This window comes from Micromonospora sp. WMMD1102 (assembly GCF_029626265.1).
Taxonomy (GTDB): Bacteria; Actinomycetota; Actinomycetes; order Mycobacteriales; family Micromonosporaceae; genus Plantactinospora.
In genome coordinates, this window is record NZ_JARUBN010000001.1 from 4,742,838 (window position 1) to 4,767,428 (window position 24,591).

The 24,591-nt window shown below is 71.1% G+C and carries 20 protein-coding genes; 7 read left to right on the forward strand and 13 right to left on the reverse strand.

Annotated elements, in window-relative coordinates; translation table 11 throughout:
* Positions 1 to 12 precede the first annotated feature (12 nt).
* Positions 13 to 897, forward strand: coding sequence for an inositol monophosphatase family protein (locus O7626_RS21200; RefSeq protein WP_278062879.1), 885 nt, complete (start codon positions 13 to 15; stop codon positions 895 to 897).
* A gap of 73 nt (positions 898 to 970) precedes the next feature.
* On the opposite strand, the gene O7626_RS21205 is transcribed toward O7626_RS21200, so the two are convergent.
* The 3 genes from O7626_RS21205 to O7626_RS21215 form a co-directional block, all read right to left on the reverse strand.
* Positions 971 to 1,240, reverse strand: coding sequence for a hypothetical protein (locus O7626_RS21205; protein WP_278062880.1), 270 nt, complete (start codon positions 1,238 to 1,240; stop codon positions 971 to 973).
* Between the two features lie 43 nt (positions 1,241 to 1,283).
* The gene (locus O7626_RS21210) at positions 1,284 to 1,964 is read right to left on the reverse strand and encodes a 2-phosphosulfolactate phosphatase (RefSeq protein ID WP_278062881.1); all 681 of its coding nucleotides are present in this window, start codon (positions 1,962 to 1,964) and stop codon (positions 1,284 to 1,286) included.
* 174 nt (positions 1,965 to 2,138) lie between these two features.
* Entirely contained in the window at positions 2,139 to 2,441 is a 303-nt protein-coding gene (locus O7626_RS21215) for a hypothetical protein (protein ID WP_278062882.1), read from the reverse strand.
* Positions 2,442 to 2,864: 423 nt separating this feature from the next.
* Between O7626_RS21215 and O7626_RS21220 the strand changes: the two genes are divergently transcribed.
* Entirely contained in the window at positions 2,865 to 5,201 is a 2,337-nt protein-coding gene (locus tag O7626_RS21220; protein WP_278062883.1) for a helix-turn-helix domain-containing protein, read from the forward strand.
* Between the two features lie 203 nt (positions 5,202 to 5,404).
* On the opposite strand, the gene O7626_RS21225 is transcribed toward O7626_RS21220, so the two are convergent.
* The gene (locus O7626_RS21225; RefSeq protein WP_278062884.1) at positions 5,405 to 5,824 is read right to left on the reverse strand and encodes a tetratricopeptide repeat protein; all 420 of its coding nucleotides are present in this window, start codon (positions 5,822 to 5,824) and stop codon (positions 5,405 to 5,407) included.
* A 425-nt stretch (positions 5,825 to 6,249) separates the two neighbouring features.
* Here O7626_RS21225 and O7626_RS21230 point away from each other — a divergent pair, with 425 nt between their 5' ends.
* On the forward strand, positions 6,250 to 6,798 hold the full coding sequence (locus O7626_RS21230) for a hypothetical protein (RefSeq protein ID WP_278062885.1): 549 nt from the start codon (positions 6,250 to 6,252) through the stop codon (positions 6,796 to 6,798).
* Positions 6,799 to 6,969: 171 nt separating this feature from the next.
* Complete coding sequence (locus tag O7626_RS21235; RefSeq protein WP_278062886.1) at positions 6,970 to 7,380, forward strand: hypothetical protein; 411 nt, start codon at positions 6,970 to 6,972, stop codon at positions 7,378 to 7,380.
* Positions 7,381 to 7,583: 203 nt separating this feature from the next.
* On the opposite strand, the gene O7626_RS21240 is transcribed toward O7626_RS21235, so the two are convergent.
* Genes O7626_RS21240 through O7626_RS21270 form a run of 7 tightly spaced genes read right to left on the reverse strand, consistent with a single transcriptional unit; the run spans position 7,584 to position 14,473 of the window.
* A complete protein-coding gene (locus tag O7626_RS21240) occupies positions 7,584 to 8,099 on the reverse strand; it encodes an ATP/GTP-binding protein (RefSeq protein ID WP_278062887.1) in 516 nt (171 codons plus the stop codon).
* 13 nt (positions 8,100 to 8,112) lie between these two features.
* A complete protein-coding gene (locus O7626_RS21245) occupies positions 8,113 to 8,766 on the reverse strand; it encodes an HAD family hydrolase (protein ID WP_278062888.1) in 654 nt (217 codons plus the stop codon).
* Positions 8,767 to 8,799: 33 nt separating this feature from the next.
* Positions 8,800 to 10,089: a TniQ family protein gene (locus tag O7626_RS21250; RefSeq protein ID WP_278062889.1), complete on the reverse strand. Its 1,290-nt coding sequence runs from the start codon at positions 10,087 to 10,089 to the stop codon at positions 8,800 to 8,802.
* Positions 10,089 to 11,162 (reverse strand): ATP-binding protein, encoded by a 1,074-nt coding sequence (locus O7626_RS21255; RefSeq protein ID WP_278062890.1) that lies wholly within the window; start codon positions 11,160 to 11,162, stop codon positions 10,089 to 10,091. Before O7626_RS21255 ends, O7626_RS21250 begins: the two co-directional genes overlap by 1 nt.
* Entirely contained in the window at positions 11,159 to 13,168 is a 2,010-nt protein-coding gene (locus O7626_RS21260) for a Mu transposase C-terminal domain-containing protein (RefSeq protein WP_278062891.1), read from the reverse strand. Before O7626_RS21260 ends, O7626_RS21255 begins: the two co-directional genes overlap by 4 nt.
* Positions 13,165 to 13,905, reverse strand: coding sequence for a TnsA-like heteromeric transposase endonuclease subunit (locus O7626_RS21265; protein WP_278062892.1), 741 nt, complete (start codon positions 13,903 to 13,905; stop codon positions 13,165 to 13,167). The genes O7626_RS21260 and O7626_RS21265 overlap by 4 nt, the downstream gene beginning before the upstream one ends.
* A 16-nt stretch (positions 13,906 to 13,921) precedes the next feature.
* Positions 13,922 to 14,473 (reverse strand): hypothetical protein, encoded by a 552-nt coding sequence (locus O7626_RS21270; protein WP_278062893.1) that lies wholly within the window; start codon positions 14,471 to 14,473, stop codon positions 13,922 to 13,924.
* A gap of 521 nt (positions 14,474 to 14,994) precedes the next feature.
* Here O7626_RS21270 and O7626_RS21275 point away from each other — a divergent pair.
* The gene (locus O7626_RS21275; protein ID WP_278062894.1) at positions 14,995 to 15,645 is read left to right on the forward strand and encodes a hypothetical protein; all 651 of its coding nucleotides are present in this window, start codon (positions 14,995 to 14,997) and stop codon (positions 15,643 to 15,645) included.
* 166 nt (positions 15,646 to 15,811) lie between these two features.
* Here O7626_RS21275 and O7626_RS21285 read toward each other — a convergent pair whose 3' ends face one another.
* A complete protein-coding gene (locus O7626_RS21285; protein ID WP_347404804.1) occupies positions 15,812 to 18,067 on the reverse strand; it encodes a S8 family serine peptidase in 2,256 nt (751 codons plus the stop codon).
* Between the two features lie 157 nt (positions 18,068 to 18,224).
* Entirely contained in the window at positions 18,225 to 20,927 is a 2,703-nt protein-coding gene (locus O7626_RS21290; protein WP_278062895.1) for a glucosidase, read from the reverse strand.
* A gap of 188 nt (positions 20,928 to 21,115) precedes the next feature.
* On the opposite strand from O7626_RS21290, the gene O7626_RS21295 reads away from it, so the two are divergent.
* Both O7626_RS21295 and O7626_RS21300 read left to right on the forward strand, forming a co-directional pair.
* Positions 21,116 to 23,053: an amylo-alpha-1,6-glucosidase gene (locus O7626_RS21295; RefSeq protein ID WP_278062896.1), complete on the forward strand. Its 1,938-nt coding sequence runs from the start codon at positions 21,116 to 21,118 to the stop codon at positions 23,051 to 23,053.
* 166 nt (positions 23,054 to 23,219) lie between these two features.
* Positions 23,220 to 24,539, forward strand: coding sequence for a glycosyltransferase family 4 protein (locus O7626_RS21300; RefSeq protein WP_278062897.1), 1,320 nt, complete (start codon positions 23,220 to 23,222; stop codon positions 24,537 to 24,539).
* Positions 24,540 to 24,591: the final 52 nt, after the last annotated feature.

A 24,591-nucleotide genomic window follows, 5' to 3' on the forward strand; every position in this document is an offset into this window, starting at 1 on the left:
ATCCTTGCCTGTATGACGATCACCGATCACGAGCTGGCCGTCGCGGCGGCCCAGGCGGGCGCCGAGGTGGTACGCGCCGGCTACGGCTCCGCGCTGGCCCGGTTCGACAAGGGTTCCGGCGACTTCGCCACCGCCGCCGACGTCGAGGCGGAGCGGGTGATCGTGGAGCTGCTCCGCGCCGCCCGCCCGGACGACACCGTCGTCGGCGAGGAGAGCGGGCGTACCGGATCGGGCGGCTCCGGCCGGGAGTGGCTGGTCGACCCGCTCTGCGGGACGCTCAACTTCGCCGCCCGCAGCATGCTGGTCGCGGTGAACGTCGCGCTGCGTTCCGGCCCGGAGTCCGGCCCGGAGTCCTGTTCGGGGAGCGGCTCGGCCTCCGGTGCGGAAAGCGGCCCGGAGTGCCGTTCGGAGGTGGTGGCGGCGGCCACCGCCGACCCGTTCAGCGGCGAGGTCTTCTGGACCGACGGCACCCGGGCCCGGGTACGCCACGACGGCGTGGACGCCGACCTCCGGCCGTCGGCCGAGTCGCACCTGGTGGACGTCAACCTCGATCCGCCGTTCCCGAACGACCCCGCCTTCCGGGCCGTACGCCTGCTCGCGAACCGGCACTTCGCCGAGCGGTTCCGGCCCCGCGTGCTCTCCACCACCCTCGCGGTGGCCTGGGTCGCCGCCGGCCGGCGGGCCGGCTACGTCACCGACGGCCACCTGCGGGACAGCGTGCACTTCGCCAGCGGGATCGCGCTGTGCCGGGCGGCCGGCTGCGTGCTCACCGACCTGCGGGGGAACCCGTTGCACAGCGGCACGGGTGGTCTCGTCGTGGCGGCCGACGAACCGACCCACGCCGCCCTGCTGGGCATGGTCGATGAGCAGTTCCGCACCGGCACGGGCACCCCGTGACCTGGCAACCACCGACTCGGCGACCCGGCGCGGCTCTTCGCCCGCCGACGGTGCCGGCCGGCCCACTCGACGCTCAGCGGCGGACCCTGCGCAGGCAGGCGACAAAGCCCTGGTCCATGTTCACCAGCTCCCAGCCCCGAGTCTCCAGGAACTCGACGGCGGTCAACACCTGGTCGATCATGGTGTTCTCGCCGGCTGCACGGTCGAAAGCCGCTCCGACGAGCGACGACATCGACACGTTCGGACCGACGACGACGTAGCGGAACGGATAGCCGTCGAGTACCACCCGACCGGTGAGGATGTCGTTGGCGCGGAAGACTCGGGCGGGGCGGGGCGGCGACACCGGCACATCATTCCATGATCCGTCCGGCCGAAGGGCGGACCGGTCAGCAGGGCACCTTTGCGAGGACGACGTGATCCTCGCGGACCTCCCCGACCATGGCGAAGTCGGCCCGGTCGACGTCGCAGCAGAAACGGACGTCGCCGGAGAGGTCGACACGCTCGGACGCGGGCAGCCGGGCATAGCGTCGAGTGTGCTCGTCGGCACCGTCCATGATGCCCGCGACCAGGTCGTCCGGACGCGGTGCCGCCCCGTCCAGAAGGTCAGTCAGGTACCTCGCGCAGGCCCGGTCCTCCGCGGTCGTGCCGGTGCAGAGGATCACGTACGGAGTCCCTGCGTGGTTACTCGCGATCCATCGGGCGGTGGCACCCACGTTCACTGCCGACGCCGCGAGCAGCGCCGCCGGGTCCGGACACCGGGAGAGCCCTCGCGTGCCGTTCGATGTCGCCTGGATCAGGCACCGGCCGTCGAGCCGCGCCACCGACATCTCCAGCGGCGAGTTCCCGAAGTCGAAGTCCGCGGGCTTGAGCCCGTCGGTCTCCCCGACCAGTAGACGGTCCGGGTGCAGCCGCCGCAACCCTCGGGCGACCTCGACGGACGGTGCACACGCTATCTCGGCCACGCCGCGCTCGAAGGCGACCGCAGCCGTGGTGAAAGCACGAATCACGTCGATGACGACGACAACCGCGCCGGCCGGAATCTCGGCATGCATACCCACGATCGACACAACCGCCGATCGTCGCGCCCGTAGGCCCGGCCCGCAAGGACAATTCCAGCCGCCTGGAGCCCTCCGCCAACCGGTCCACGATCGATGCGGCCACGCTGGCGGGAGCGGGACAGCGCACGGTGGACGCTGGCGTCCGCCGCCCGTCGACGGCGGACGCCAGCCGGTCGCGTGGTGTCAGGGACAGCTCACGTTCCTCCGGGCGCTCCACCCGCCGACGACGTTCCACTCCTTGTTCCAGTAGCAGTAGCCGACGTAGCTCAGGCTGCCGCCGGTTGGCGCCACCCAGTGCCGACCCCGATAGTGACAGGTCACGCGGTACGGCCCACCGTCCGTGGTTCCGGTCAGCGTCCCGGTCTCCGCGCCTTCGGCACCGGCCTGGCTCGCGCCGATGACAAAGCCGGGATCGGTGGTCGGACAGGCTGGCGCCGCCTGCGCCGGCGATGCCGACACCACGATCGCGCCGGCCGTCGCCAGCATCAGTGACGCCCCGACGAGGGCTACGTGCCGAACCATCTTCACAGGTCCTCCCTGGTCATATCGAAGGCGCGGCTGGCGCCGGCGCCGGACACTGCGCTGGCCATTGTGAAGACGAAAACGCCGACGCACAGCGTGGATCGGCCACGGTCGGACAGCGTCGGACAGCTTTCCGCGGTTGGCGAGCGCCGACCTGCCGGCCTGCTCGGTTCCCGCACCGCCAGCGTGGTCTTGCCGGCGCCCGCGGTCACCGCGATCCCACGAGCACCGCGATCGGCGCTGCCGGGGCCGGCACGGGCGCCAGCACATCGAGGGTCTCGGGCGCGTTGTCGTCAATCCGATAGAGCCGAACCGAGCGCCATAGACCGCGCCCTATCGTTGGGCGCGGACGTCGACCGACCTATCGGCAGGGTGGGGATACGTGTGGTGCCGTCGGAAATCGACACCTTGGAGGATCTGGCGCGGGCGCTGCGCCACCTGCGCCGCAGAGAGGCACGGGAGCAGTCTCTGCCGGAGCTGACATACCGCGCGCTGGCCGCCAAGACGGGATGGTCCGTGGGTGTCATCGGCGGCTACTTCTCCGGGCAGGTACTGCCCCCGACCAGCCGTTTCGACACGCTGATCAGGCTGCTCGGAGCCACCCCGGCAGAGCAGGGGAGCCTGGCCACCGCCCGGGACCGGGTGGCCGAACGCCGCACCGCGCGCGACCGGCGGCGCGGTCAACCGGCGCAACCTGCTGGCGGGGGCCCGGCGCTCACCGGCCGCGTCCGCCCGGCCCGCCCCGCCGTGCCACGCCAGCTGCCCGCCGACGTGCCGACGTTCGCCGGCCGGACGGAGCAGCTGGCCGGGCTGGACCGGCTCCTGGAGCGGTCAGGCACCTGGGTCGCGGCCGTGTCGGGCACAGCCGGGGTGGGCAAGACGACGGTCGCCCTGCACTGGGCCCACCGGGTGGCGAACGAGTTTCCGGATGGTCAGCTGTACGTCAACCTACGCGGCTTCGACCCCGCCGGTACGCCGGTCGAACCCGCCGTCGCACTGCACGGCTTCCTGGTCGCGCTCGGCGTACCTGTCGCACAGATCCCGGCCGGAGCGGACGAACGGGCCGCCCTCTACCGCAGCCTGCTGGCCACCCGGCGGGTGCTGGTCCTGCTCGACAACGCCGTGGACGCCACGCAGGTGCGCCCGCTGCTGCCCGGCTCACCGGGCTGCGTGGTGATCGTCACGAGTCGGAACCAGCTGACCGGCCTGGTCGCCGTCGACGGTGCGTGGCCGATCGGGCTCGCGGTGATGTCCATCCCGGAGGCGACCGAGGTACTCGCCGCCCGGCTCGGCCCCGACCAGGTCGCCGCGCACCCCGACGCGATCGACCAGATCGTCGATCGCTGTGGCGGTCTCCCACTCGGCCTGGCCGTCGCCGCGGCGCGGGCGGTCGCCGACGGGGTGCCGCTGCGGAGGCTCGCCGCAGAACTCGGCCGCCCTCTCGACGCTCTCGACGCCGGCGACGCGGCCTGCGACGTGCGCACCGTGCTGTCGTGGTCCTACCGGATGCTGCCAGACGGCACAGCCCGGATGTTCCGGCTGCTCGGCGTCCACCCCGGTCCGGACATCGGGCCCGCCGCGGCGGCCAGCCTCGCCGCCGTCCCGGCCAGCGCCGCCGAGGCGCTGCTGCGCGAGCTGACCCGCGCCAACCTGCTGACCGAATACCGCCCAGGCCGGTTCGCCTGCCACGACCTGCTTCGCGCGTACGCCGTCGAACTCGCCGCCACGTCGCGGGTCGACGGGGCTCTTGCCCGGGTCCTGGACCACTACGCGCGCAGCGCGGACACCGCCACGATGCTGCTCGACCCGATGCGCGATCCGGTCGAGCCACCCGCGCCGGTCGCCGGCGTGCAGCCGGAGCAGTTTGTCGATCTCATTGCTGCCCGGAGCTGGTGCGCCGCCGAATACCCGGTGCTCACCGCCGCGACCGAGGCGGCGTGGGCAAACGGCTTTCCCGCGCAGGCCCGCCACCTCGGCTGGGTGGTCGGACGATTTCAGCGCCTGCGCGGCCATTGGCAGGAGTGGCTGGCCGGGCTGCGGACCGCGCTGGCTGCCGCCGGCCAACTGGGCGACCGCGCGTGGTTGGCCCGGATCCACCGCGAACTGATCAGCGCCTACGGACGGTCGCACCGGTACGACGACAGCCGCGACCACGCCCGCCAGGCGCTCGAGCTGTACCGGGAGCTGGGTGACCGGATCGGTCAGGCACGCTGTCACCGCAGCCTCTGCCTGACTCTGGAACTCGAGGGACGCCCCCGCGACGCCCTGGAGCACGCCGTCCGCAGCCGCGACCTGCTGCGCGACACCGACGACCAGGCCAGACTGGCGTACGCGTACAACTCGGTCGGCTGGTACCAGGCGCTGATCGGCGACTTTGCCGAGGCGGTGACCAACTGCCAGGAGGCGATCAGACTGCTGCGGCGCACCGAAGATCGGTACGGCGAGGGCCAGACCTGGGACAGCCTTGGCTATGCCTACCACCACCTGGGCCGGCACGACCAGGCGGTGGACAGCTACCGGCACGCCCTGGAACTGCTCCGCGAGGTTGACGACCAGCTCCACGAGGCCCACACACTCGACCATCTCGGCGACACCCACCAGGCGATGGGCGACAACCAAGCGGCATGCGGGGCGTGGCAGGCCGCAGCATCTATGTTCGACGAACTGGAAGACCCCCGGGCGGCGGAGATCCGTGCCAAGGCGGTGGCCATTCCGACCCCTTGACCGGGGCCGGTATCAGGACCACGACGACGATGCCGTCCGCGCGCATGCCGGCCGACTGCGATCATTCGACCGCGACCGACGATCCGCTCCCCGAACAGTTACGAGCCGGCACCGCCGGCGACTCGCCCGGAAGATCGACAACCGCGACGAGGGATTCTGCGCCATCGTCGATGCAGACCGCGTGAGCCGGTTCGCCGGCACGGTCAGTCGTCCGGTCGGGCCAGCAACGCGTCAAGCCGTTCCTGGGCACGGCGGGCCCAAATGGAGTCGGGATTGGCCGGGTCGCCGTAGGTGATCGCGAGTTGGTAGTAGGAGCAAGCCATGGCGGTGTGGCCCTGCTCGATCAACATGTCCGCAAGGTCGGTCGCGGCACGCGGCGCCCATGCCTCGTGCCGGGAGTCGATGGCTCGCTGGTAGCACGCCTGGGCTGCGTCCCGGTCCCCCTGGCGTTTTAGCAGGTTGGCCATCCACCAGGCGCCACCGGGCCGGCAGTGGTAGTCGTTCGAGTCCATCGCCCGCTGAAATGCCCGCAGCGCGCCGTCCAGGTCGCCGCGGCTCGAAAGGCGGTCACCGAGGTCGATCGCCGCGCGCGGCGTCCGCCAGCGAATTGGCCAGAGCAGCATGATCCACCCTCCTGCACGGGTTGAACCTCGACGTCACAGTATCGGCCGGATACATGACGGTCACGCCACGGTAAGTGCACCATCTTCGACGGCTCGCAGGATCACTAGCAAGGTAATCCGGACAGTCGCAAGGTTCGGGCGGACGCGACACTTGGTGTCCTGTCCGGTTCAACCTGTCACCAGCAGTCGTCCATGACCTGCGGCGGTGCCAACTTGATCCGGACGGCGGGTCCGGGGACTGTCCGGCTCAACCTGGCACTTCCCGTGGCGCTGGTTGGTCGGCGGGTCGGATCCAACCTCTGATCCGGAGGGTGGAGCAAAACGGCGTACAGGTAAATTATGAAAGCTGGCGGCGGGAGCCGTTCCTCCACCCTCCGAAGATCGGAGCTGACGAGTGGCTTTCGTGAGAAGGGCAGTGAGCTGACGTGAACATCGACGAAGCCGTGAGTTTCTTCCTGGAGTTCCTCACCGCCCTGTACGAGCAGGACGTCGCTGACCTCACAGAGTCCGACGAGCAACTCGAGCAGCGGATCGCCTGGTCGGAGAGCTTCATGCACGCCCCGCCGGGCACGACCATGACGTCCCCGTTCATGCGACCGCCCGGTCTGCCGTCCGAGGAACTCGCCGAGATCGCGGCGAGGGCGGAGACCCCACAACGCCGTCCGCTGATCCTGGTCGCGGAATACGAGACAGCCGGGCTGGGCACGTGCTTCGCCGGTTACGTCGGCGGAGCCGACGACCTCACCGCCCTCGGTTACCAGCATCAGTACTGGGCGATGGACGTCGACGGCGAGCCGAAGATAGTCGCGAACTACGTGATCGACTACTACAACGACGAGTCGGAAGTGGTCTGGGAGAACCTCGAAGGCGCGGTCGTCGGGAAGGTCGGCCGGCCGGTCGCGGTACGAGGACTGCAGGAGCCGTTCGTCGAGCGATACAGGCGGAACTACCACCACATCCTTGGGCTGTCCTAACCGGACGGTGCCAACCGCGTGCCAACGCTCCCTGGACCGTGCAACCTTGCCGGAGACGGGACACCTCCTGGGGCCGGTGCCGGGCTGTGGCCTCGGCACGTCCATCGGCCGGGGTTGACGGCGAGGCGCAATGTGGGTGCGGGTCAGCCGGTCTTGATCTATGTTCCCGGCATGGTCCTTTGGGAACAGCAACCAGTCGAGCGTCTGCGCGATACTCTGCGAGCGCAGGTGTCGCCGTCGCTAAACGTGAGTGAGAAGAGGACACAGTACTGGTTCGACGAGGACTCTGCGGCGTACTGCGAGATCGACGTGCAGGCTCGGCAGGGATCTGGCGATTCACCCTTCGTTGTTGTTGTGATCGCCGAGACTGTTGGCCCTAAGATTGAGTTCATGGTGCGTGCTTGGCATCGTTACGCGCCTGAAGTGTGGAATGTTGGCGTCGAGCAATCGACCGTCACCCGGATGCTGCGTGATGGTACCCGGGATGTTCAGGGCCTTGGAAGCATCCTGGTGTCGCCGTTGTTGCCCGGTGTTGCTGTCGCGGTAGAACGCTTGTTCTCCACCACGGATTCACCTGGGTGACGTTAGCAGGCGGTGTGCACTGCGGCGGTGCCACGCCGGTGCCAACCCGTTCCGGACGGTGCCACTTTGCTGCGGACCGGACACTTGGCGGCTGTCGCGTCCGGTTGAGGATTGCGGATGATCAAGGCGCTGACCAGTGACTCACAAGGTAGTTCCGGACGGTGCGCGATGCGATCGTCCGGAACTACCTTGTGGTTTTTCGGTTAGGGTTGTCGCTGAACGTGTGATACCACGGCCTCGGCGACCTGTTCTGGCGGTTGAGACGCGTCGATGAAGTGAGCGTCGGTCAGCGAGGCGAATGTCGTCAACGCTTGGGTGACATGGTCTTGTCGCCACTGGCGGGCCTTCGCTTCCACTTGGTCATCGTCAATGCGGTTGCGTAGCTGCTGCTCCGAAACGCGGAGGATGACCTCGCGGAGGTCGACGCCGGCGGCCCGGATGCCGTCGAAGATCTCGATGCGGTAGGCCACGTTGATCAGGCTCATCGGGACGACCCAGGTGTGGGGATGCTGCTGGGCAAGGCCCGTCATCGTCTGGATGACGAGGTGACGCCAGAGCGGGAGGTCCTGGAAGTCACCGGTCGGGGACTCGACGAATGGCATCAACATGTAGCCGACGTACTCGGGGTCGAAGACCTTGGCGCCGTCCAGCCGTCTCGTCACGAGGCTGGCTGTCGTCGTCTTGCCTGCGCCGAAGGCGCCGTTGATCCAGAGAATCATGGCGGGCATAGTGTCATCCCGCCCCGTAGAAGAGGACTTCGACGGCGTCTGCGACGGTGGCGACGGTGTTGTCGGGTCCTGGTTGGTCCTCGGGCCGCGACGTCGACCCGGTTTGCAGCCAGATGGTGCGCAATCCAGCGCGTCGTCCGCCGACGACGTCGAGGATCGGGTCGTCGCCGATCATCCAGCCGCCGTGCGATGTGCCGCAGCGCTGCGCGGTGAGGCTGAAGATCGCCGGTTCGGGTTTGCGGATGCCGACTTCGTCGGAGATGCACCAGCCGTCGACCAGTGTGTTGAGGCCAGCGCGGTGGATCTTGCCGTGTTGGTTGTCGGTCATGCCGTTGGTGACGATCCCGATCCGCCAGCCAGTGGCGCGCAGCAGGCGTAGCGCTTCCAGATCGTGTGAGCGGCAGGCAACCAGTTCCGGCATGCGCTGACGGTATTGCTGCCAGAGTTCGTCGGCAGCTTGATCGAGGCGGAAAGCCTCCCGGACGGCGTGGAAGAAGGGGCCTTTCGTGCCGGAGGTTCGGGCGTCGGTTTCCAGGAGCCAGGTCAATGCGGCGTCGTCGAGGTGGTGGTCGGCTACGAACTCGTGGGCCCATGTGCGGAAGGCCGCGCTGCGGTTGACGAGCGTGTTGTCCAGGTCGAAGAGCGCCAGCCGCTGCATGTCGAGATCGTAGGCTGCGGTTGGACGCCGAGGTCAGTGTCCGGGCGCGGTGAGGAAGACCTTGCGTTCGTGTCCGAGCAGCGGTCGTCCTCCGCGTGGTTCTGGTGGCGAGTCGCGGGTCGGCCAGGGGGCGGGGTTGATGGCGGTGTCGAGGTAGTCGGACTGCACCGCAGTTGGTCTTTTGTAGTCGGCGATGACGGGCGCGGTGGTGTCACCGACGTTGGTGGCCGGGGTGTCGGGGTCGGGGAAGGCGGCTGCTTCGGCGCTCGCGTCGACGGTGCCGATGAACAGTTCCATACGACGTGACCAGTCGCGGGCGAGGACGGGCCCGACGTGGCGGTGGTAGAGGATGCCGCGGCCGCCGCGGCGGTTGCGTGCGAACCAGCGGGCGCTGCGTCGGTGCCGGTCGATGCTGTGCTGGTTGGCCTTGGGGATGGTGTGGCCGCCGAAGCCGCGCTGGGTGCGGTAGGTGGTTCGGGGCAGGCTGGGTGGTCGCCAGCAGTCGTCGTCGATCCAGTGGGCGATCGGGTCCTTGGCGACCTTCGGCCGGTAGTCGGGCTGGCCGAGTCGACGGCCGATCTCGGAGGCGAAGCGGTGTTGCCCGACCGGGTCGCTCGCGGCGAGGCGGCGCCAGTGCAGCGAGCCGACGAGCGCGGCGATCTTGACGGCTTCGGGGTAGGTCGCGGCGAACAGCCGGGAGGTGCTGAAGGTGGTTTCCTCGGTGCCGTGCGGGATGAGTTCGGCGGCTCGTTCGCCCCAGAGGAGGGCGTCGTCGGGGTGGTGTGCGTCTTGGTCCCACCGGTGGCCGCAGATGAGGAAGCCGGTGAGTACGGCGTCGTAGGTAGCGGCCGGGCCAAGGCGGTGCAGGAGCCGCAGGTGCGCGCGCTGCGCGGCGACAATCTCGGGCAGTTCGTCGAGGGTGGGATAGGGCTGGTCGATGATGTCCGGCGGGCCGATCCAGATGCGGTGCCGGGTGCAGACGTAGCGGTGGTGCGGGAAGAGTTGCCGGACTGGGCCGCCGGGGTGCCGGGTGGTGCAGCGGGGGCATCCGTGTTGTGGTTCGTGGCGGAAGGCTTGCCAGTCGGGTTCGGGTTGGCGGATCTCGATGACGGCGCGGGCCAGCCGAGTTTCGGGTATGCCGGTGACGGCGGCGAGTTGGTCAGCGGCGATGTGTCGCGCGGCGCCGCTTGTGGCGCGGGGCCGGCTGACCTGTTGCCAGAGCTCGGGGAATGGGATGCCGTGCAGGTTGGCGAGCCTGGTGACGTAGGAGGCGGCGGTTTCGTGGTGGGCGGGCGCGACCGCGATGGGCAGGCGGGAGTGCATCAGGCGCTCGCGGCGGCGGTCCCGGCGGACCGGCGGGTGCGCGGACGTGGCGGGGATGTTCGGGTGGCTTTCTCGGCGGCGAAGTCGACCGGGACGAGGTCGAGCAGGTCGCGGGTGATCTGTTCAGTGCCGTCCTCGATGGCCAGGATCGCGGCGCCGCGGATGAGCTGGGAGAGGCTGCCGATCATGCCGGAGGTGCGGCGGTAGAGGTGTTCATCGAGGCCGACGAGGGTTCCGGGGGTGTGTTGGTGCAGCCGCAGCATGGCTTCGAGAGTGGCGATTAGTGACCGCCAGGCGGTGCGCTGCTCGGTGGTGCCGTAGGCGAACGGGGTGGACGCGATGAGGGTGAACCGGCCGGCGATCTGGCGTCCGCGGACGCCGGCGAACAGCCCTTCGGCCTCGACGCCGATGCCGGCGTAGACGAAGGTGGCCGGCAGCCTTTCGGCGAAGTATTTGAGCTGGTCGGACACCTCGGCGCCGGCTCGGGTGGCGAGGTTGAGGTTGTGGATCTCGTCGACCAGAACCAGTTCGATGCCGGTGTCGGCGGCGGTGGCGCAGACCGCGTTCACGATGTCGGGCATGTTGGCCCGGGCGGAGAACTCCAGACCGTAGAAGCGGGCGAACTCGACGGCGAGCATTTTGGCTGTCGCGGCCGGTGGGACGGTGACGTAGGCAACCGGGAGCCGGTGGCGGCTGTCGGGGTGCCGTTTGCGTACGGCACGTTCGTGGGTGCGGCCAAGCTGGGTGAGCGCGGTGGTTTTGCCGGTGCCGGAGGCGCCGGACAGGATCAGGCCGCGCCGGGCGGAGACTTGCCGCCGGTTGAGCTGGACCAGTAGTCGGCCGGTGCCGAGCATCTGTCGGATGATCGGTGTGTTCACCAGCGGCAGTTCGGCGTGGTAGTCGCGGCGGGCTTCGTCGTGCGCGGCCCGCTGCGACCGGGTCAGCGCGAGGAGTTGCTCGGCGCTGGGCGTGGCCGGTGGTTCGGGCTGGTAGTCCACGAACCGGCGCCAGCCTTCCTTGGTGGTCGGCGGTTCCTCCGGCGTGATCACATCGTCGTCGGCGACGGTGTTCATATCCACTTTTCTGCTTCGGCGTCGGCGTCGGCGTCGAAGATCCCGAACGGGATGACCTCAGCGTCCGGCGCGGTGGATTCGTTGACGGCCAAGGGTGGGGCAGGCTCGGGCAGTTGAGGTCGGTGGGTGGCTTGACCGGCGCGGGTGCGGGCGGTGATGCGGGCGCTCGCCTTGTCCGGTCCGTGCTCGGCGCGGGTGAGCAGGTCGTCGAGAACCCGGGCGATCTGGGTTTCGGTGGCTCCCCTTCCGGCGAGACGGCGGGCGTGCCGCCAGGTGAAGTCGGCGAACGGCGCGGACACCATCGGCAGGTGCGTCCACGGGACGGTGATCCAGCCGTCCGGGGTGCGTAGGTGGACTTGGGAGACGTCGTAGGGGTCGTAGTGCACCTCCCACCGGTCACGCTTGGCAACCATTCCGGACCGCTGGTGCCGGTAGGGGCCGAGAGCGGCAGCGTTGTAGGTGCGGTTGTCGATCTGGATGCCCTCGTCGGTGATCCGCCTCCACTTGACCGGCAGCAACTCCAGGTAGTCCTCGCCGGACAGGGTCAGCGGGAGGTAGCCGGCGGCGGCGACCAGCGCGGCGTACTTCTCGTTCGGGGTGAGCACCCGGCGAGGCTGGTGTGGGTCACGCAATTCGTCGTGCGGGCGGTGCTGCCAGCCGACGATGAGCCATTCATCGAACAGGTCCTGCAACTCGCCGATGGTCCACTCGCCGGTGACGTCGCGACCGCGCATCGTCGGGTTGCCGCCGGTGTAGCCGGCGACGTGCTGCGCGAACAGGGTCTTGACCGCGTCGTTGGTGGCCTCGACCACGCCCTTGTCGGTCGGGGTGCCCTTGCGGGCCGGCTGGACGGAGATGCCGAGTCGGTTGCAGGCTCGCTCGAAGGTTTCCGAGACGAACACCCGGCCGTGGTCGATGACGATCTGGTCCGGGACGATGACCGGCCGCGCTGCGGCTTCCCGCATGCGGGTGTCGATGTCGACCAGCCGGGCATGCGGCATCCGCGACGCCGACAGTCGCAGCGCGTTTGCCCAGCCCGGGCGCATCGGCTCCGGGACCAGCATCTTGGCCAGCAGCAGCGCCGCGTCGACCGCCTTCGTGCCGACCGGGCGCAACACGGCAGCGCAGATCGTGCGGGTGGCGATGTCAACGGCGATGGTCAGGTCGGCCCGGACCGGCAGGCCGTCGTCGAGCACCACCATGACGTCGATCGGGGTGGAGTCGATCTGCACCTGCTCACCCGGGCGGGAGGCGAACGTCGGAGTGAACACGCCGCCCGGCCGGTTGGCCATCTGCCGGCGCGTGACCGCCGAGCCGAAGGTGTGCTTGCCAGCGGCGAGCCGGTCGACCAGCTCGTAGAAGGCGCTGCGACCGGGCAGCGGCACCACCCCGGGCCCGTGGATCTCCGCTACCCGTTTGACGACCTGGCGGATCAAGCGGGAGCGGGTGCCGGTCGAGGCCTCGGTCTGCGCCGCGATGACCTCCCGAACAACCTCGACCAGCCGAGCGTCGGCCCGGCCGGCGACCTCCCACGTCCGCACCGCCCGCTGATCGACCAGCCCCCACAGCCCCTGGGCGGCGTAGCGCAGCCGCCGGTTTTCGACCGTGCGGTAGCTGACGCCCAGCTCGGCGCCCTTGGCCCGCTGCCGCCCGGCCAGGCTGTGCTTCGCCGGGTCGTACTCGGGACTCGGCGTCGCTTCGAGCGGTGCGTGCGGCGGCAGCCCGGTCTCGACCTCCACGATGTGACGTTCCCACTGCTTGGCCGCCGCGAGCACGTCCTCGGGCAACGCGTCGAGCAACCCGAACGGCCCCACGTCCGGTGCCGGGCACCCCTCGACGACCGCGAAGTCGGGCGACGCCATCAGGTGCCCGGCCAGCACCACCTGGTCGGCGCCGCCGGCCTCCGAGCGCAGCCGCACCGACGCCCCGGCCAGCCCCACCACCTGGTGCTCACCACCGTCGAAGTGCACCCAGTCACCTGGGCGCAGCACCGACCGCGGCGTCACCCGGCCACCGCCGAGCTGACGACGGCGTCCGGATGCAGCGGCGTGGACAGGTCCGCGTGCAGGACGTGGCGCCAAAGCAGGTGGAACAGCACCGGAAGCACCGCGATCGGATCACCGGCCGCCTCCGCGCCGGCCAACAGCCCGCCAGGCTCGGCGAACACCTGCCGCAGCGCGACCACTACCGCTGGCAGGTCGTGACGCGGATGGCGATAGCCGGCCAGCCAACGCACGTTGCGGACGAGGATCGCATCCAGTGCGCCCACCACACGGTAGTCCCAGCCCAGCTGCTCGCAGGCCGTCCGAGTCCGGGCGAACTTCACGGCGTCCTTCGGTTTGATCCGCTGGAGCGGGCGGCAGTCGACCACACGGGCGCCGCCGTCGGCCAGTCGGGCGAAGTAGTCCGGGGCGTGTGAGCGGATCTTGCCCTGCTCGTTGGCCCAGAACAGCCAGAACGGTTGGGATGCCACTGCGACCACGGCCTGGTCGAAGTCCAGCAGCATCAGGTGGTCGCGTTCCAGCCACGACTCGTAGCCGACGTGATGGCCCATCGTCGCCGTCCACCACCGACCGGGGAAATGCTTCTGCCCCTTGTACTGGGGAAACCGCCGCGCCGGGCGGCACCGCTCGAATCGCACCGACCACGCGTCAGCCAACGGAATGCGGTGCTCGATGCCGTCGAGGCCGACGTAGCCGACCTCGAACCCGCCCAGCGGGTCACCGCTCACGCCGCCCGGCACCGGCCGCAGCGTCGCCTCACCCATGCCCGACCCCAGCCGCGGCCGGCGTCCGGATACCCGGGCGCAGCCCGAGGCGTTCCTCGATCTCCCGGGCCACGCTCTGGCAGCGGCGGTAATCGTTGCGCGGCCACACGGTGCGCCCGTCCTGGCGCACCAGCGTGGCGACCAGGTGAACGTGGTCCTCGCCGTGACGCACCGCCACCCACCGCACCGCGGCCAGATCCCCGACGGGGGCCAACCCGACCCCGTCAAGGAACGCGGCCGCGACCTGCGCCCACTGCTCGTCGGACAGCACCGGATCGTCCGAGTGGTTGTGCACCGAGCAGTGCCACACCGGCTTGGCCGGTGGGTTGACCCCGGCAAAAACCGGCTGTTCCAGCAGACCAGCCAGCCGGCCCGCCGCGCCGGGGGACGACGCCGACGGCAGACCTGCCACCCCGCCGACCGCAGCCGCCGCCCACGCTGCCACCAACCGCTGATCTCGGTGCTCGCCGTACTCACCGGGCCCCAGCAAATACCGCAGCACCTCGCGCACGTCCGCGCCACGCGGCCGGACCCTCGGGATCACGCTGCAACCCGTCGAAGGAGCCCGTGCAGCCGCTCGGCCACCGCGTCCAGCCGCGCCACCACCGCAGCGCAAGCCGCGACGTCACCCCCGCTCGACGGAGCCCGCCCAACCTCGAGCGCATCGGCGGCACAGACCAGCGCCGTGCGGGCGGCGAACAGATCCCGCTGCACCCGCGCCAGCTCCGCCCGGCTCGGACCGGTCGCCGACGTCTCAACACCACCACGGGCAGCGCTGTACGACCGCCCAGCCGGCACCCGTACCCGATTACGAGCCGGCACCGCCGGCGACCTGCCCGGAAGATCGACACTCACGCCGAGCGATTCTGCACCATCGTCGATGCCTACTCTTGTCCGCCCCACAAGGTAAATCCGGACTCCACAAGATCATCCACAACATAGATCCGGACTCCACAAGGTTCACACGGACGCGACACCCGATATGTCCCTTACGGGCTGGGCGGAGCGGCGAGAATCAATTAGAATCTGTGTACTAAAACGGCTGCTGAACTGGGAGGACTAGCCGTGCCAGAGTCCGTCGCCACCGCTCCCGCTCCCCTCCCCTACGCCACCCTGCTCGCCTTCACCCGCTATGTCGACCGCACCGGCCCGGCCAAGGCGACGTTCGTCGGCGGCCTGCGCAAGCAACGCGCCAGCCGCTCCGGCTTCAACCCGCACGGCCAGCTCGTCAAGGCACTCAAGACCGACATCGCCTTCCGGACCGGTGGCCGGCACCTGGCCGAGATCGCCGGGCTGGTCAAGCCGCGCTGGCGCCCGCTCTACGAGGCGCTGGTCCCGGGTGCGGTGAGCTATCTGCACTCCCTCGGCGACCTGTCGACTGTCGAACTCGCCCAGACCCACGACGCGCTCGGGATGGTCGGCGAGCTGCCGGTGAAGGTCAACCCGCACCTCGGCCTGCGTTACGACGACGGCCGGCGGGAGGCCGTCCGGCTGCACTTCGACGAGCAGCCGCCGAGCCAGGAGGCACTGCTGGCCACCCTGCACCTGATGGGCCGGCAGATGGACCAGGTGCTTCCCGGCGCGGAGCCGATACTCGTCGACATCCGCCGGGGCATCACCCACCACCGCGATCCCGCCGTCCGCCCCGACCAGGTGGAACGCTGGCTCGCCGGTGAGGCCGCCGCCTTCACCGCCATCTGGTCCACCGCCGCCTGACCGACCCACCAGCGGCAGGCAGGAGGTGCGCGCTACTTCCCGAAGAGTGCTCCCTCCGCCGCGCGTACGGAACCCGATGATCGCAATACTTCGGGGAAAGAGTGGCCTCCATACGGCTGGAGGCCACTCTTTCCCGGATAGAGCGCGATCACCGCACCCGGCACCCTCAGACGGTGAGGGACCAGGTGTTCAGGTGGCCGGTGTAGGGGGACGCGGCGTCCTGGACGCGGAGGCGCCAGGTGCCGTTGCGGGGTTCGGCGGAGAGGTTCACCAGGAAGACCTGGTCGATCGGTGAACCGCCGGGCACCCGGTTGCGCAGCAGATAGGAGCTGCCGTCCGGGGCGACCAGCCGGATCACCAGGTCGCCGACCCGGCCGTGCGTGATCCGTACCGCGACCGCGCTTGTCGTCGAGGCGTTGCCCGAGCAGCCGGCGAGGACGATCGGGCTCTGCACCGTACCGAGGTCCGGGATGGCGACGGCACCGCTGCTGCTGCCGGCGCAGGCGGTCGGCGTACCGGCGGTCAGGTTCAGCGTCCAGATGTCGATGCTGCCCACGTCGGCGCCGGCCGCGTCCTGCACCCGGAGCCGCCACCGGCCGTTCGCCGTCTCGGCGGCGAGGTTGACCCGGAAGGTCTGCTCGATGTTGTCCTCGGCGCCGCCGGTCCGGTTGTGCAGCACGTACCCGCTGCCGTCCGGCGCCAGCAGTGTCACCACCAGGTCGGCCCGGAACGTGTGCAGGATGCGCACCCGGACGGTACTGGAGGCCGACGCCCGGCCCGGACAGCCGGCGACGGTCACCGCACTCTCCACCGTGGACAGGTCCGGGATGGCGACGTCGGTGTTGTTCGTGCCGGTGCAGCCGCCCGGGTTGGTGACCGTCAGGGTGTACCGGGCGGTCCGGGTGGCGTGCGGTCCGGTGCCGGTGACCGTCACCGGATAGCTGCCGGGCACCGCCGCCGAGCCGACCCGGAGGGTCAACACGGACGACCGGCCGGTGACGACGGTGGGCGGGGTGAAGCTGGCGGTGACGCCCCTGGGCAGCCCGGTGGCGCTCAGCCTGACGGTCTGGGCCGCACCGCCGGTGAGCCGGGTGCTCACCGTCGCGGTGACCGCACCGCCGGGGGCGGCCGAGCCTCTGACCGGGGCGACCGTCAGGGCGAAGTCGTGCGCGGGCGGCCGGATGTCGCCGACGTAGAGCAGCACGTTCGGCGAGCCGGGTCCGGGATCGGTGACCAGACCGGTGGTACCGGCGCCGACCAGGGTGTCCCGGACCTGCGCCGGGGTGTACGACGGATGCTGCGCCAACACCAGCGCCGCCGCGCCGGCCACGTGCGGGGAGGCCATCGAGGTGCCGTCCCCCGGTCCGCTGGCGGTGTCGCTGTCGATCGTCGACGAGACGATCGCCACCCCGGGGGCGAAGATGTCCACGCAGTTGCCGTAGTTCGAGAAGGCGGCCCGCGCGTCGGTGCGGCCGGGGCCGCCCGGGAAGCCGCCGGTGGCCGCCACGGTGATCGCGGCGGGGACGCTCGCCGGGGAGCCGAGGCAGGCGTCGACGCTGGAGTTGCCGGCCGCGACGGCGTAGCTGACGCCGTCGGCGATCGAGTTCGCCACCGCCGCGTTGGCGGCGCTGTTCGCCGGACCGCCGAGGCTCATGTTCGCCACCGCCCGCTCGCCGGGGTCGTGGTCGCCGGTGACCCAGTCCACCCCGGCGATCACCTGGGCGTAGCTGCCGTTGCCGCCGCAGTCCAGCACCCGTACCGCGACCAGGGTGACGCCCTTGGCGACGCCGTACTCGGTGCCGCCGACGGTGCCGGCGACGTGCGTGCCGTGGCCCTGGCAGTCGTCGGCGGGTCCGCCGTCAACCGCGTCGAAGCCGGAGACCGCCCGGCCGCCGAAGGTGCGGTGGCTCAACCGGATGCCGGTGTCGACGACGTAGACCCGCACTCCGTCGCCGGTGCTCGGGTAGGTGTAGCTGTTGTCCAGGGCCAGCGGGCGCTGGTCGATCCGGTCGAGGCCCCAGGAGGGGGTCGGGGTCTGCGTGCCGGTGAGCCGCACCCGGTGGTTCTGTTCGACGTACGCCACCGCCGGGTCGGCGGCGAGTCGCCGGGCCGCGGCGGCGGGACCGGTGAACTCGAAGCCGCGCAGGGCGTGCCGGTAGGTGCGGGCCACCTTCCCGCCGGCCCGGGACGCGAGTACGTCGGCCCGCGCGGTCACCGCGTCGGCGCGGACCGACGCCTCGTCGAGTACCACGAGATAGCTGTCCGCGACGGCGGTCGGGCCGCCCGCGTGCCGGATGGTGCCGCCGGCCGGTGCGGCGGCCGCCGGTGCCGCGGTGCCGAGCAGTCCGACGGTGACCGCGGCGACCAGCGCGACGACCGGCCTCCCCGCCCACCGCTGTCCTGAGGTGCTGGCAATTCTCATCGCCGTTCTTCTCCCCTCCTGCCGGTGGCCGGAGCCCGCGCGACGGTGCCGCGACGCCGCCCCGGGACACGGCTAACGGGACACTACGAGGGGTATTTGAATACTGGCGGACAGTAACCGACAGCAGGTCAGTCGGTATCTGGACCGGCGTTGGCCGTCACCTGCGCAGGGTCAGGATCAGGTCGACCACCAGGGCGGTCCAGCCGGTCTGGTGCCAGGCACCCAGCCCGGCGCCGTTGTCCCCGTGGAAGTACTCGGGGAAGGCGAGCAGGTCCTTCCAGTCCGGGTGGGTCTGGAACAGCTCGGCGATGCCGTAGATCGGCCGGCGCCCCCACTCGTCCGGCAGGAAGAGCGCGATCAGCCGGGCGGAGAGGTCGTCGGCGATCTCGGTGAGCGTGTGCTTGCTGCCGGACCGGGTCGGATATTCGACCAGCAGGTCGTCGCCGAAGAACGCCGCGTGGTCGCGGAGCGCCGAGATCAGCATGAAGTTCGTCGGCATCCAGATCGGGCCGCGCCAGTTGGAGTTGCCGCCGAAGAGCCCGGAGGTCGACTCGGCCGGCTCGTAGCCGACGGTGAACTCCTGCCCGCCCAGCTCCACCGCGAACGGCTTCTCCAGGTGCCGTTTGGAGAGCGTACGCAGGCCGTACGGGGAGAGGAACTCCTCCTCGTCGAGCATCCGGGCGAGCAGTCGGACCAGCTGGTCCGGGCCGACCATGGAGAGCAGCCGCTGCTGCCGGCCGTCACCGCCGAGCCGCCGGCCGCCGATCACCCGGGCGTACTCCGGCTTGTTGGCCAGGAACCAGCGCAGCCGGGCGGTCAGCTCGGGCAGCCGGTTCAGGGTCACGGTGGTCAGCCGGGTGATCGCGGCCAGCGGCAGCAGGCCGACCACCGAGCGCACCTTCAGTGGCCGGCTGCTGCCGTCCGGCAACCGCAGCTGGTCGTAGAAGAAGCAGTCCTCCTCGTCCCAGAGCCCCTGCTCGTGCGCGGCGGCGGCGATGTACGCGAAGTGCTCGAAGAACTTCGTCGCGATGTCCGAGTACGTCGGGTCGTGCACCGCCAGGATCAGTGCCATGTCGAGCAGGTTCAGCGCGTACATGGCCATCCAGCCGGTGCCGTCGGACTGCTCCAGCACCCCGGCCACCGGCAGCGCGGCCGAGCGGTCGAACGGGCCGACGTTGTCCAGTCCGAGGAAGCCGCCCTCGAAGACGTTGTTGCCGCCGACGTCCTTGCGGTTGACCCACCAGGTGAAGTTCAGCAGCAGCTTGTGCATCATCCGGGCCAGGAAGTCGAAGTCCCGGCCGCCGTCGATCTCGAAGACCTTCAGCGCCGCCCAGGCGTGCACCGGCGGGTTCACGTCACCGAACGCCCACTCGTACGCCGGGATCTGCCCGTTCGGGTGCAGGTACCACTCGCGGAGCAGCAACAGCAGTTGCGCCTTGGCGAACCCGGGGTCGACCCGGGCGATTGTGACGCAGTGGAAGGCCAGGTCCCAGGCGGCGTACCAGGGGTACTCCCAGGGGTCCGGCATCGAGATCACGTCGAAGCTGTTCATGTGCCGCCAGGAGCTGTTCCGGCCGTACCGGTGCCCGTCCGGCGGCGCGGCGGCGGCCGGGTCACCGGTCAGCCACTGTTGCACGTCGAAGTGGTAGAACTGCTTGCCCCACATCAGCCCGGCGATCGCCTGCCGGGCCACCAGCGCCTCCTGCTGCGACGCGCCGTCCGGGATCAGCCGGGCGAAGAACTCGTCCGCCTCGGCCCGCCGGGTCGCCAGTACGGCCTCGTGCTCGGCACCGAGGTCGAGTGGCGGGGCCGGCTCGCTGGCCGGCGGCGGCGCGGTACGGGTCAGCCGCAGTTTGATCGTCGTCTCGCCGCCGGCCGGCACCTCCAGTACGTAGTGCAGCGCACCCTTGGTGCCCTCGCCGGCCGGGTTGACCGTGTCGGCGCCGTTCACCACGTGGTCGTTGATGCCGTCCTTCGGGTAGGCGCTGCGTCCCGGCAGTCCCCAGAGCCGTTCGGTGTTGGTCTCGTTGTCGCAGACCAGCGCGGCCGGCCCGCCGTCGCCCTCCAGCACCAGCTGGCCGAGCACCCAGTGCTCGCCGACCAGCCGGCCCGGGGTGCCGACCAGCTTGGGCACCTGGTCGCGGCCGGGCAGCCCCCAGGACCAGGTGTTGCGGAACCAGAGGGTGGGCAGCACGTGCAGGGTGGCCGGCTCGGCACTCCGGTTGGCGGCGGTGATCGAGATGCACATGTCGGTCGGGGACGCCTTGGCGTAGTCGACCGTCACCGCCCAGTACCGGTCGTCGTCGAAGATGCCGGTGTCGACCAGCTCGTACTCCGGCTCCTCCCGGCTCCGGGCGGCGTTGACCCCGACGAGTTCGTCGTACGGGAAGGCGGACTGCGGATAGTGGTAGCGCCAGCGCATGAAGGAGTGCGTCGGGGTGGAGTCGAGGTACCACCAGTAGTCCTTGACGTCTTCGCCGTGGTTGCCGCCGTCCCCGCCGAGCCCGAACATCCGCTCCTTGAGGATCGGGTCCACGCCGTTCCACAGCGCCAGACCGAAGCAGAAGGTCTGCCACTCGTCGCAGATCCCGGCCATCCCGTCCTCGTTCCACCGGTAGGTCCGGGACCGGGCGTGGTCGTGCGGGAAGTAGTCCCAGGCGGTGCCGTGCTCGCTGTAGTCCTCCCGGACGGTGCCCCAGGCCCGCTCGGCGAGGTAGGGGCCCCAGGCCCGCCACGGCTCCTCACCCGCGTCGGCCGCGGCCAGCCGGAGACGCTCCGGATCCGGCTGGACCTGCCCCGGATCCGACCCGCCCCGCTCCGGGCCCGGCCCGGTGCGCCCCGCGTCCCGCACGTCGTCCATTCGACTCCCGCCCGTCATCCGACCGCCGTAGCGCCGGTCATCCTTCCGATCATTGTGAGCGGTCCCGGCTTACCCGGCCAAGGATCGCGACGACCGCAACCACCGACCGTGTGTGCCGGATCACGGAACCGGGCCGCACCAGGACGGGCTGTGTGTGTCGGGTCACCGGAGCGGGCATCATGGGCGCCATGCTGCCGATCGAGTTCGGGCCGCGGGTCTGCGGTCACCTGGGGGCCGGTGTCGACCGGGAATGGCTGGTACCGGACGGCCTGGGCGGGTTCGCCATGGGCACCGTCAGCGGGCTGCGCACCCGGCGCTACCACGGCCTGCTCATGGTGGCCGGGGAAACTCCGGCGGCCCGCCGGCTCGGGCTGGTCAGCCTCGATCCGGAGCTGGTGCTGCCGTCCGGCGCGACGGTCCGGCTCGGCGCGCACGAGTGGCGCTCCGGCGACGTCGACCCGGACGGCTTCGCGCTGCTGGAACGCTTCGAGCTGGTCGACGGGCTGCCGCGCTGGCGGTGGCGGATCGGCGACCTCGTGCTGGAGCGGGAGCTGGCGATGGCGTACGGCCGCTCCTGCCTGGCGGTCCGGCACCGGCTGCTCGCCGGCGGTCCGGCCCGGCTCGGCCTGGCCGCGGTGGTGACCTGGCGGGACGGGCACGGCGAGCGGCGCGCGGACGGGCCGGCCCCGAAGGTGGAGCCGGTGGCCGGCGGCGCCGTCGTCGAGGACGCGTTCCGGCTGGCCGGGCCGGAGTGGGTGGCGCAGGGTCGGTGGTGGCACGGGGTGCACCACCGGGAGGAGGCGGCCCGGGGGCTCACCCCGGACGAGGACCTCTGGTGTGCCGGCCGGTTCGGCGGGCCGCTGGACCGGCCCGGGGACAGCGTCTCGGTGCTGGCCTGGGCCGGCGACCTGGCCGGACAGCCGCCGCCGGCCGACGAGCTGATCGAGGCGGCCCGGCGGCGCAACCGCCGGGTGGTGGCGGCCGGGAAACCCGCCGACGCGGTGGCGGCGACGCTGACCCTGGCCGCCGACGCCTTCGTGGTCGGCACCACCACCGGGCCGGACGTGGTGGCCGGCTATCCGTGGTTCGGCGCCTGGTCCCGGGACACGATGATCGCGTACGAGGGGCTGTTCCTCGGCACCGGGCGGGCCGACGAGGGGCGCGAGCTGCTCCGGGCGTACGGGTCGACGCTGTCGGAGGGGATGCTGGCGAACACCGCCGACACGGGGCGGGTGGAGTACAACACCGTGGACGGGACGCTGTGGTTCCTGCACGCGGTGCACCGGCACGTCACGGTGACCGGGGACACCGACCTCGCCGCCGAACTGCTGCCGGGGCTGCGCGCGGTGGTCGAGGCGCACCTGCGCGGCACCCGGTACGGCATCGTCGCCGATCCGGCCGACGGCCTGCTCACGCAGGGCGCCCCCGGAGAGGCGCTGACCTGGATGGACGCCCGGGTGGACGGCGAGCCGGTGACCCAGCGGGCCGGCAAGCCGGTCGAGGTCAACGCGCTCTGGGTCAACGGGCTGGCCGCGATCGGCGAGCTGGCCGGGCGGCTCGGCGCGGACGCCGGGGCGGCACCGGCCGCGCACCGCAGGGCCCGAGCCGCGTTCCGGCGCCGCTTCCCGGCCCCGAGCGGCTGGCTGCACGACGTGGTCGACGCCCCGGCACCGGCCTATCCGCGCGGCGCCGCCGACCGGCACGACGACGACCTGCTCCGGCCGAACCAGCTGCTCGCCTGGTCGCTGCCGCACGCGCCGCTGGACCCGGATCCGGCGGTGCTGCGCCGGATCGGGGCCGCCCTGCTCACCCCGCTCGGCCCGCGCAGTCTCGCCCCGGACTCCCCCGGCTACCTGCCCCGGCACCGGGGCGGCCCCGCCGAGCGGGACTCCGGCTACCACCAGGGCACCGTCTGGCCGTGGCTGATCGGCCCGTACGCCGACGCCTGCCGCCGGGCCGGGCTGCCGGTCGACGAACTCTTCGCCGGGCTGGTGGCGCACCTGTCGGAGTACGGGCTCGGCTCGGTGAGCGAGACCGCCGACGCCGCGGCCCCGCACGGCGCCACCGGGGCGCCGTTCCAGGCCTGGTCGGTCGCGGAACTTCTGCGGGTACGCCGGGTCGGCTGACCCGCTGCCGACGAACTGACCGAGCGGCGTTACATGCCCGCAACGGCCACGTCTTCGCCGGTTTTCTCGCCACCGGCAGTATTGGCGGCAACCCAATGACGCGTAGGCACCCGTAACAGGTGCCTCTACGCGGCTGCGTTGGAATCAACTCAAAGGGGGCTGGGCCATGTCACCGAACGCCGAGGTCATCAACTTCCCTTCGGCCCGCCCGCTGAAGGTGCTCATCCTCTCCTGGGAATACCCGCCGGTGCTGGTCGGCGGGCTCGGCCGGCATGTGCACGCGCTGGCCACCTCGCTCGCCGCCGCCGGGCACCAGGTGACCGTGGTCACCCGGCACGGCGAGGGCGCCCCGGTCGAGGCGTACGCCGACGGGGTGCACGTGCTGCGCGCCCCCGAGGACCCGGTCGGCTTCCCGCTGGCCACCCCGAGCCTGCTGGCCTGGACGATGGCGTTCAACCACACGCTCACCCGGACCGCGCTGCGGGCCGCCCGGACCGGCGACTTCGACGTGATCCACGCGCACGACTGGCTGGTCGCGCACACCGCGATCAACCTCGCCGACCACCTGGACATCCCGCTGGTAACCACGATCCACGCCACCGAGGCGGGCCGGCACCAGGGCTGGCTGCCGGACGAGATGAACCGGACCATCCACTCCGTCGAGCACTGGCTCAGCGCCGAGTCACACCGGGTGATCACCTGCTCCGGCTACATGCGGGACCAGGTGAACGCGCTCTTCGGGCTGCCGGCCGGGCACGTCGAGGTGGTGCCGAACGGGGTCGACGACCGGGCCTGGTCGGCGCAGCCCCGGGCGGTGGCCGCCGCCCGCAAGCGGTACGCCGGTGCCGGGCCGCTTGTCGGCTTCGCCGGCCGGCTGGTCTACGAGAAGGGGGTGCAGCACCTGGTGCACGCCGTACCGAGGCTGCGGGAGCGGCATCCGGAGCTGCGGGTGGTGATCGCCGGGGACGGGCCGTACAAGCCGGAGTTGCAGGAGCAGGCGCGGCGGCTCGGACTGGAGCGCAACGTACGCTTCGCCGGGTTCATGACCGAGCGGCAGTTGCCGGCGATCCTGGCCGCCACCGACGCCACGGTGGTGCCGAGCCTCTACGAGCCGTTCGGGATGGTGGCCCTGGAGGCGGCCGCCGCCGGTGCGCCGTTGGCGGTCGCCGCCACCGGTGGACTGGCCGAGATCGTCGAGTCCGGGGTGACCGGGGTGACCTTCCCGCACAGCGATCCGGACGCGCTGGCCGGGGCGGTCGACTCGCTCCTCGGCGACGAGGTCTTCGCCCGCCGGGTGGCCCGGAAGGCCCGCACCATGGTCGCCGAGCGGTACGGCTGGACGAGCATCGCCGCCCGGACCGCCGCGGTCTACGCCAGCGCGGCGAACGCCGGCCCGGCGCCGCGGACCCGGGCGGGCAGCGGGGCGGGGCGGATCGTCGTACCCGAGGGGAGGAACCTGCTGGCCCTCGACGGGGCCGCCTGCTGACGCAGCGCCGCACCGGCCGCCGGACCCGGCACCGTGGGAGGGGTCCGGCGCC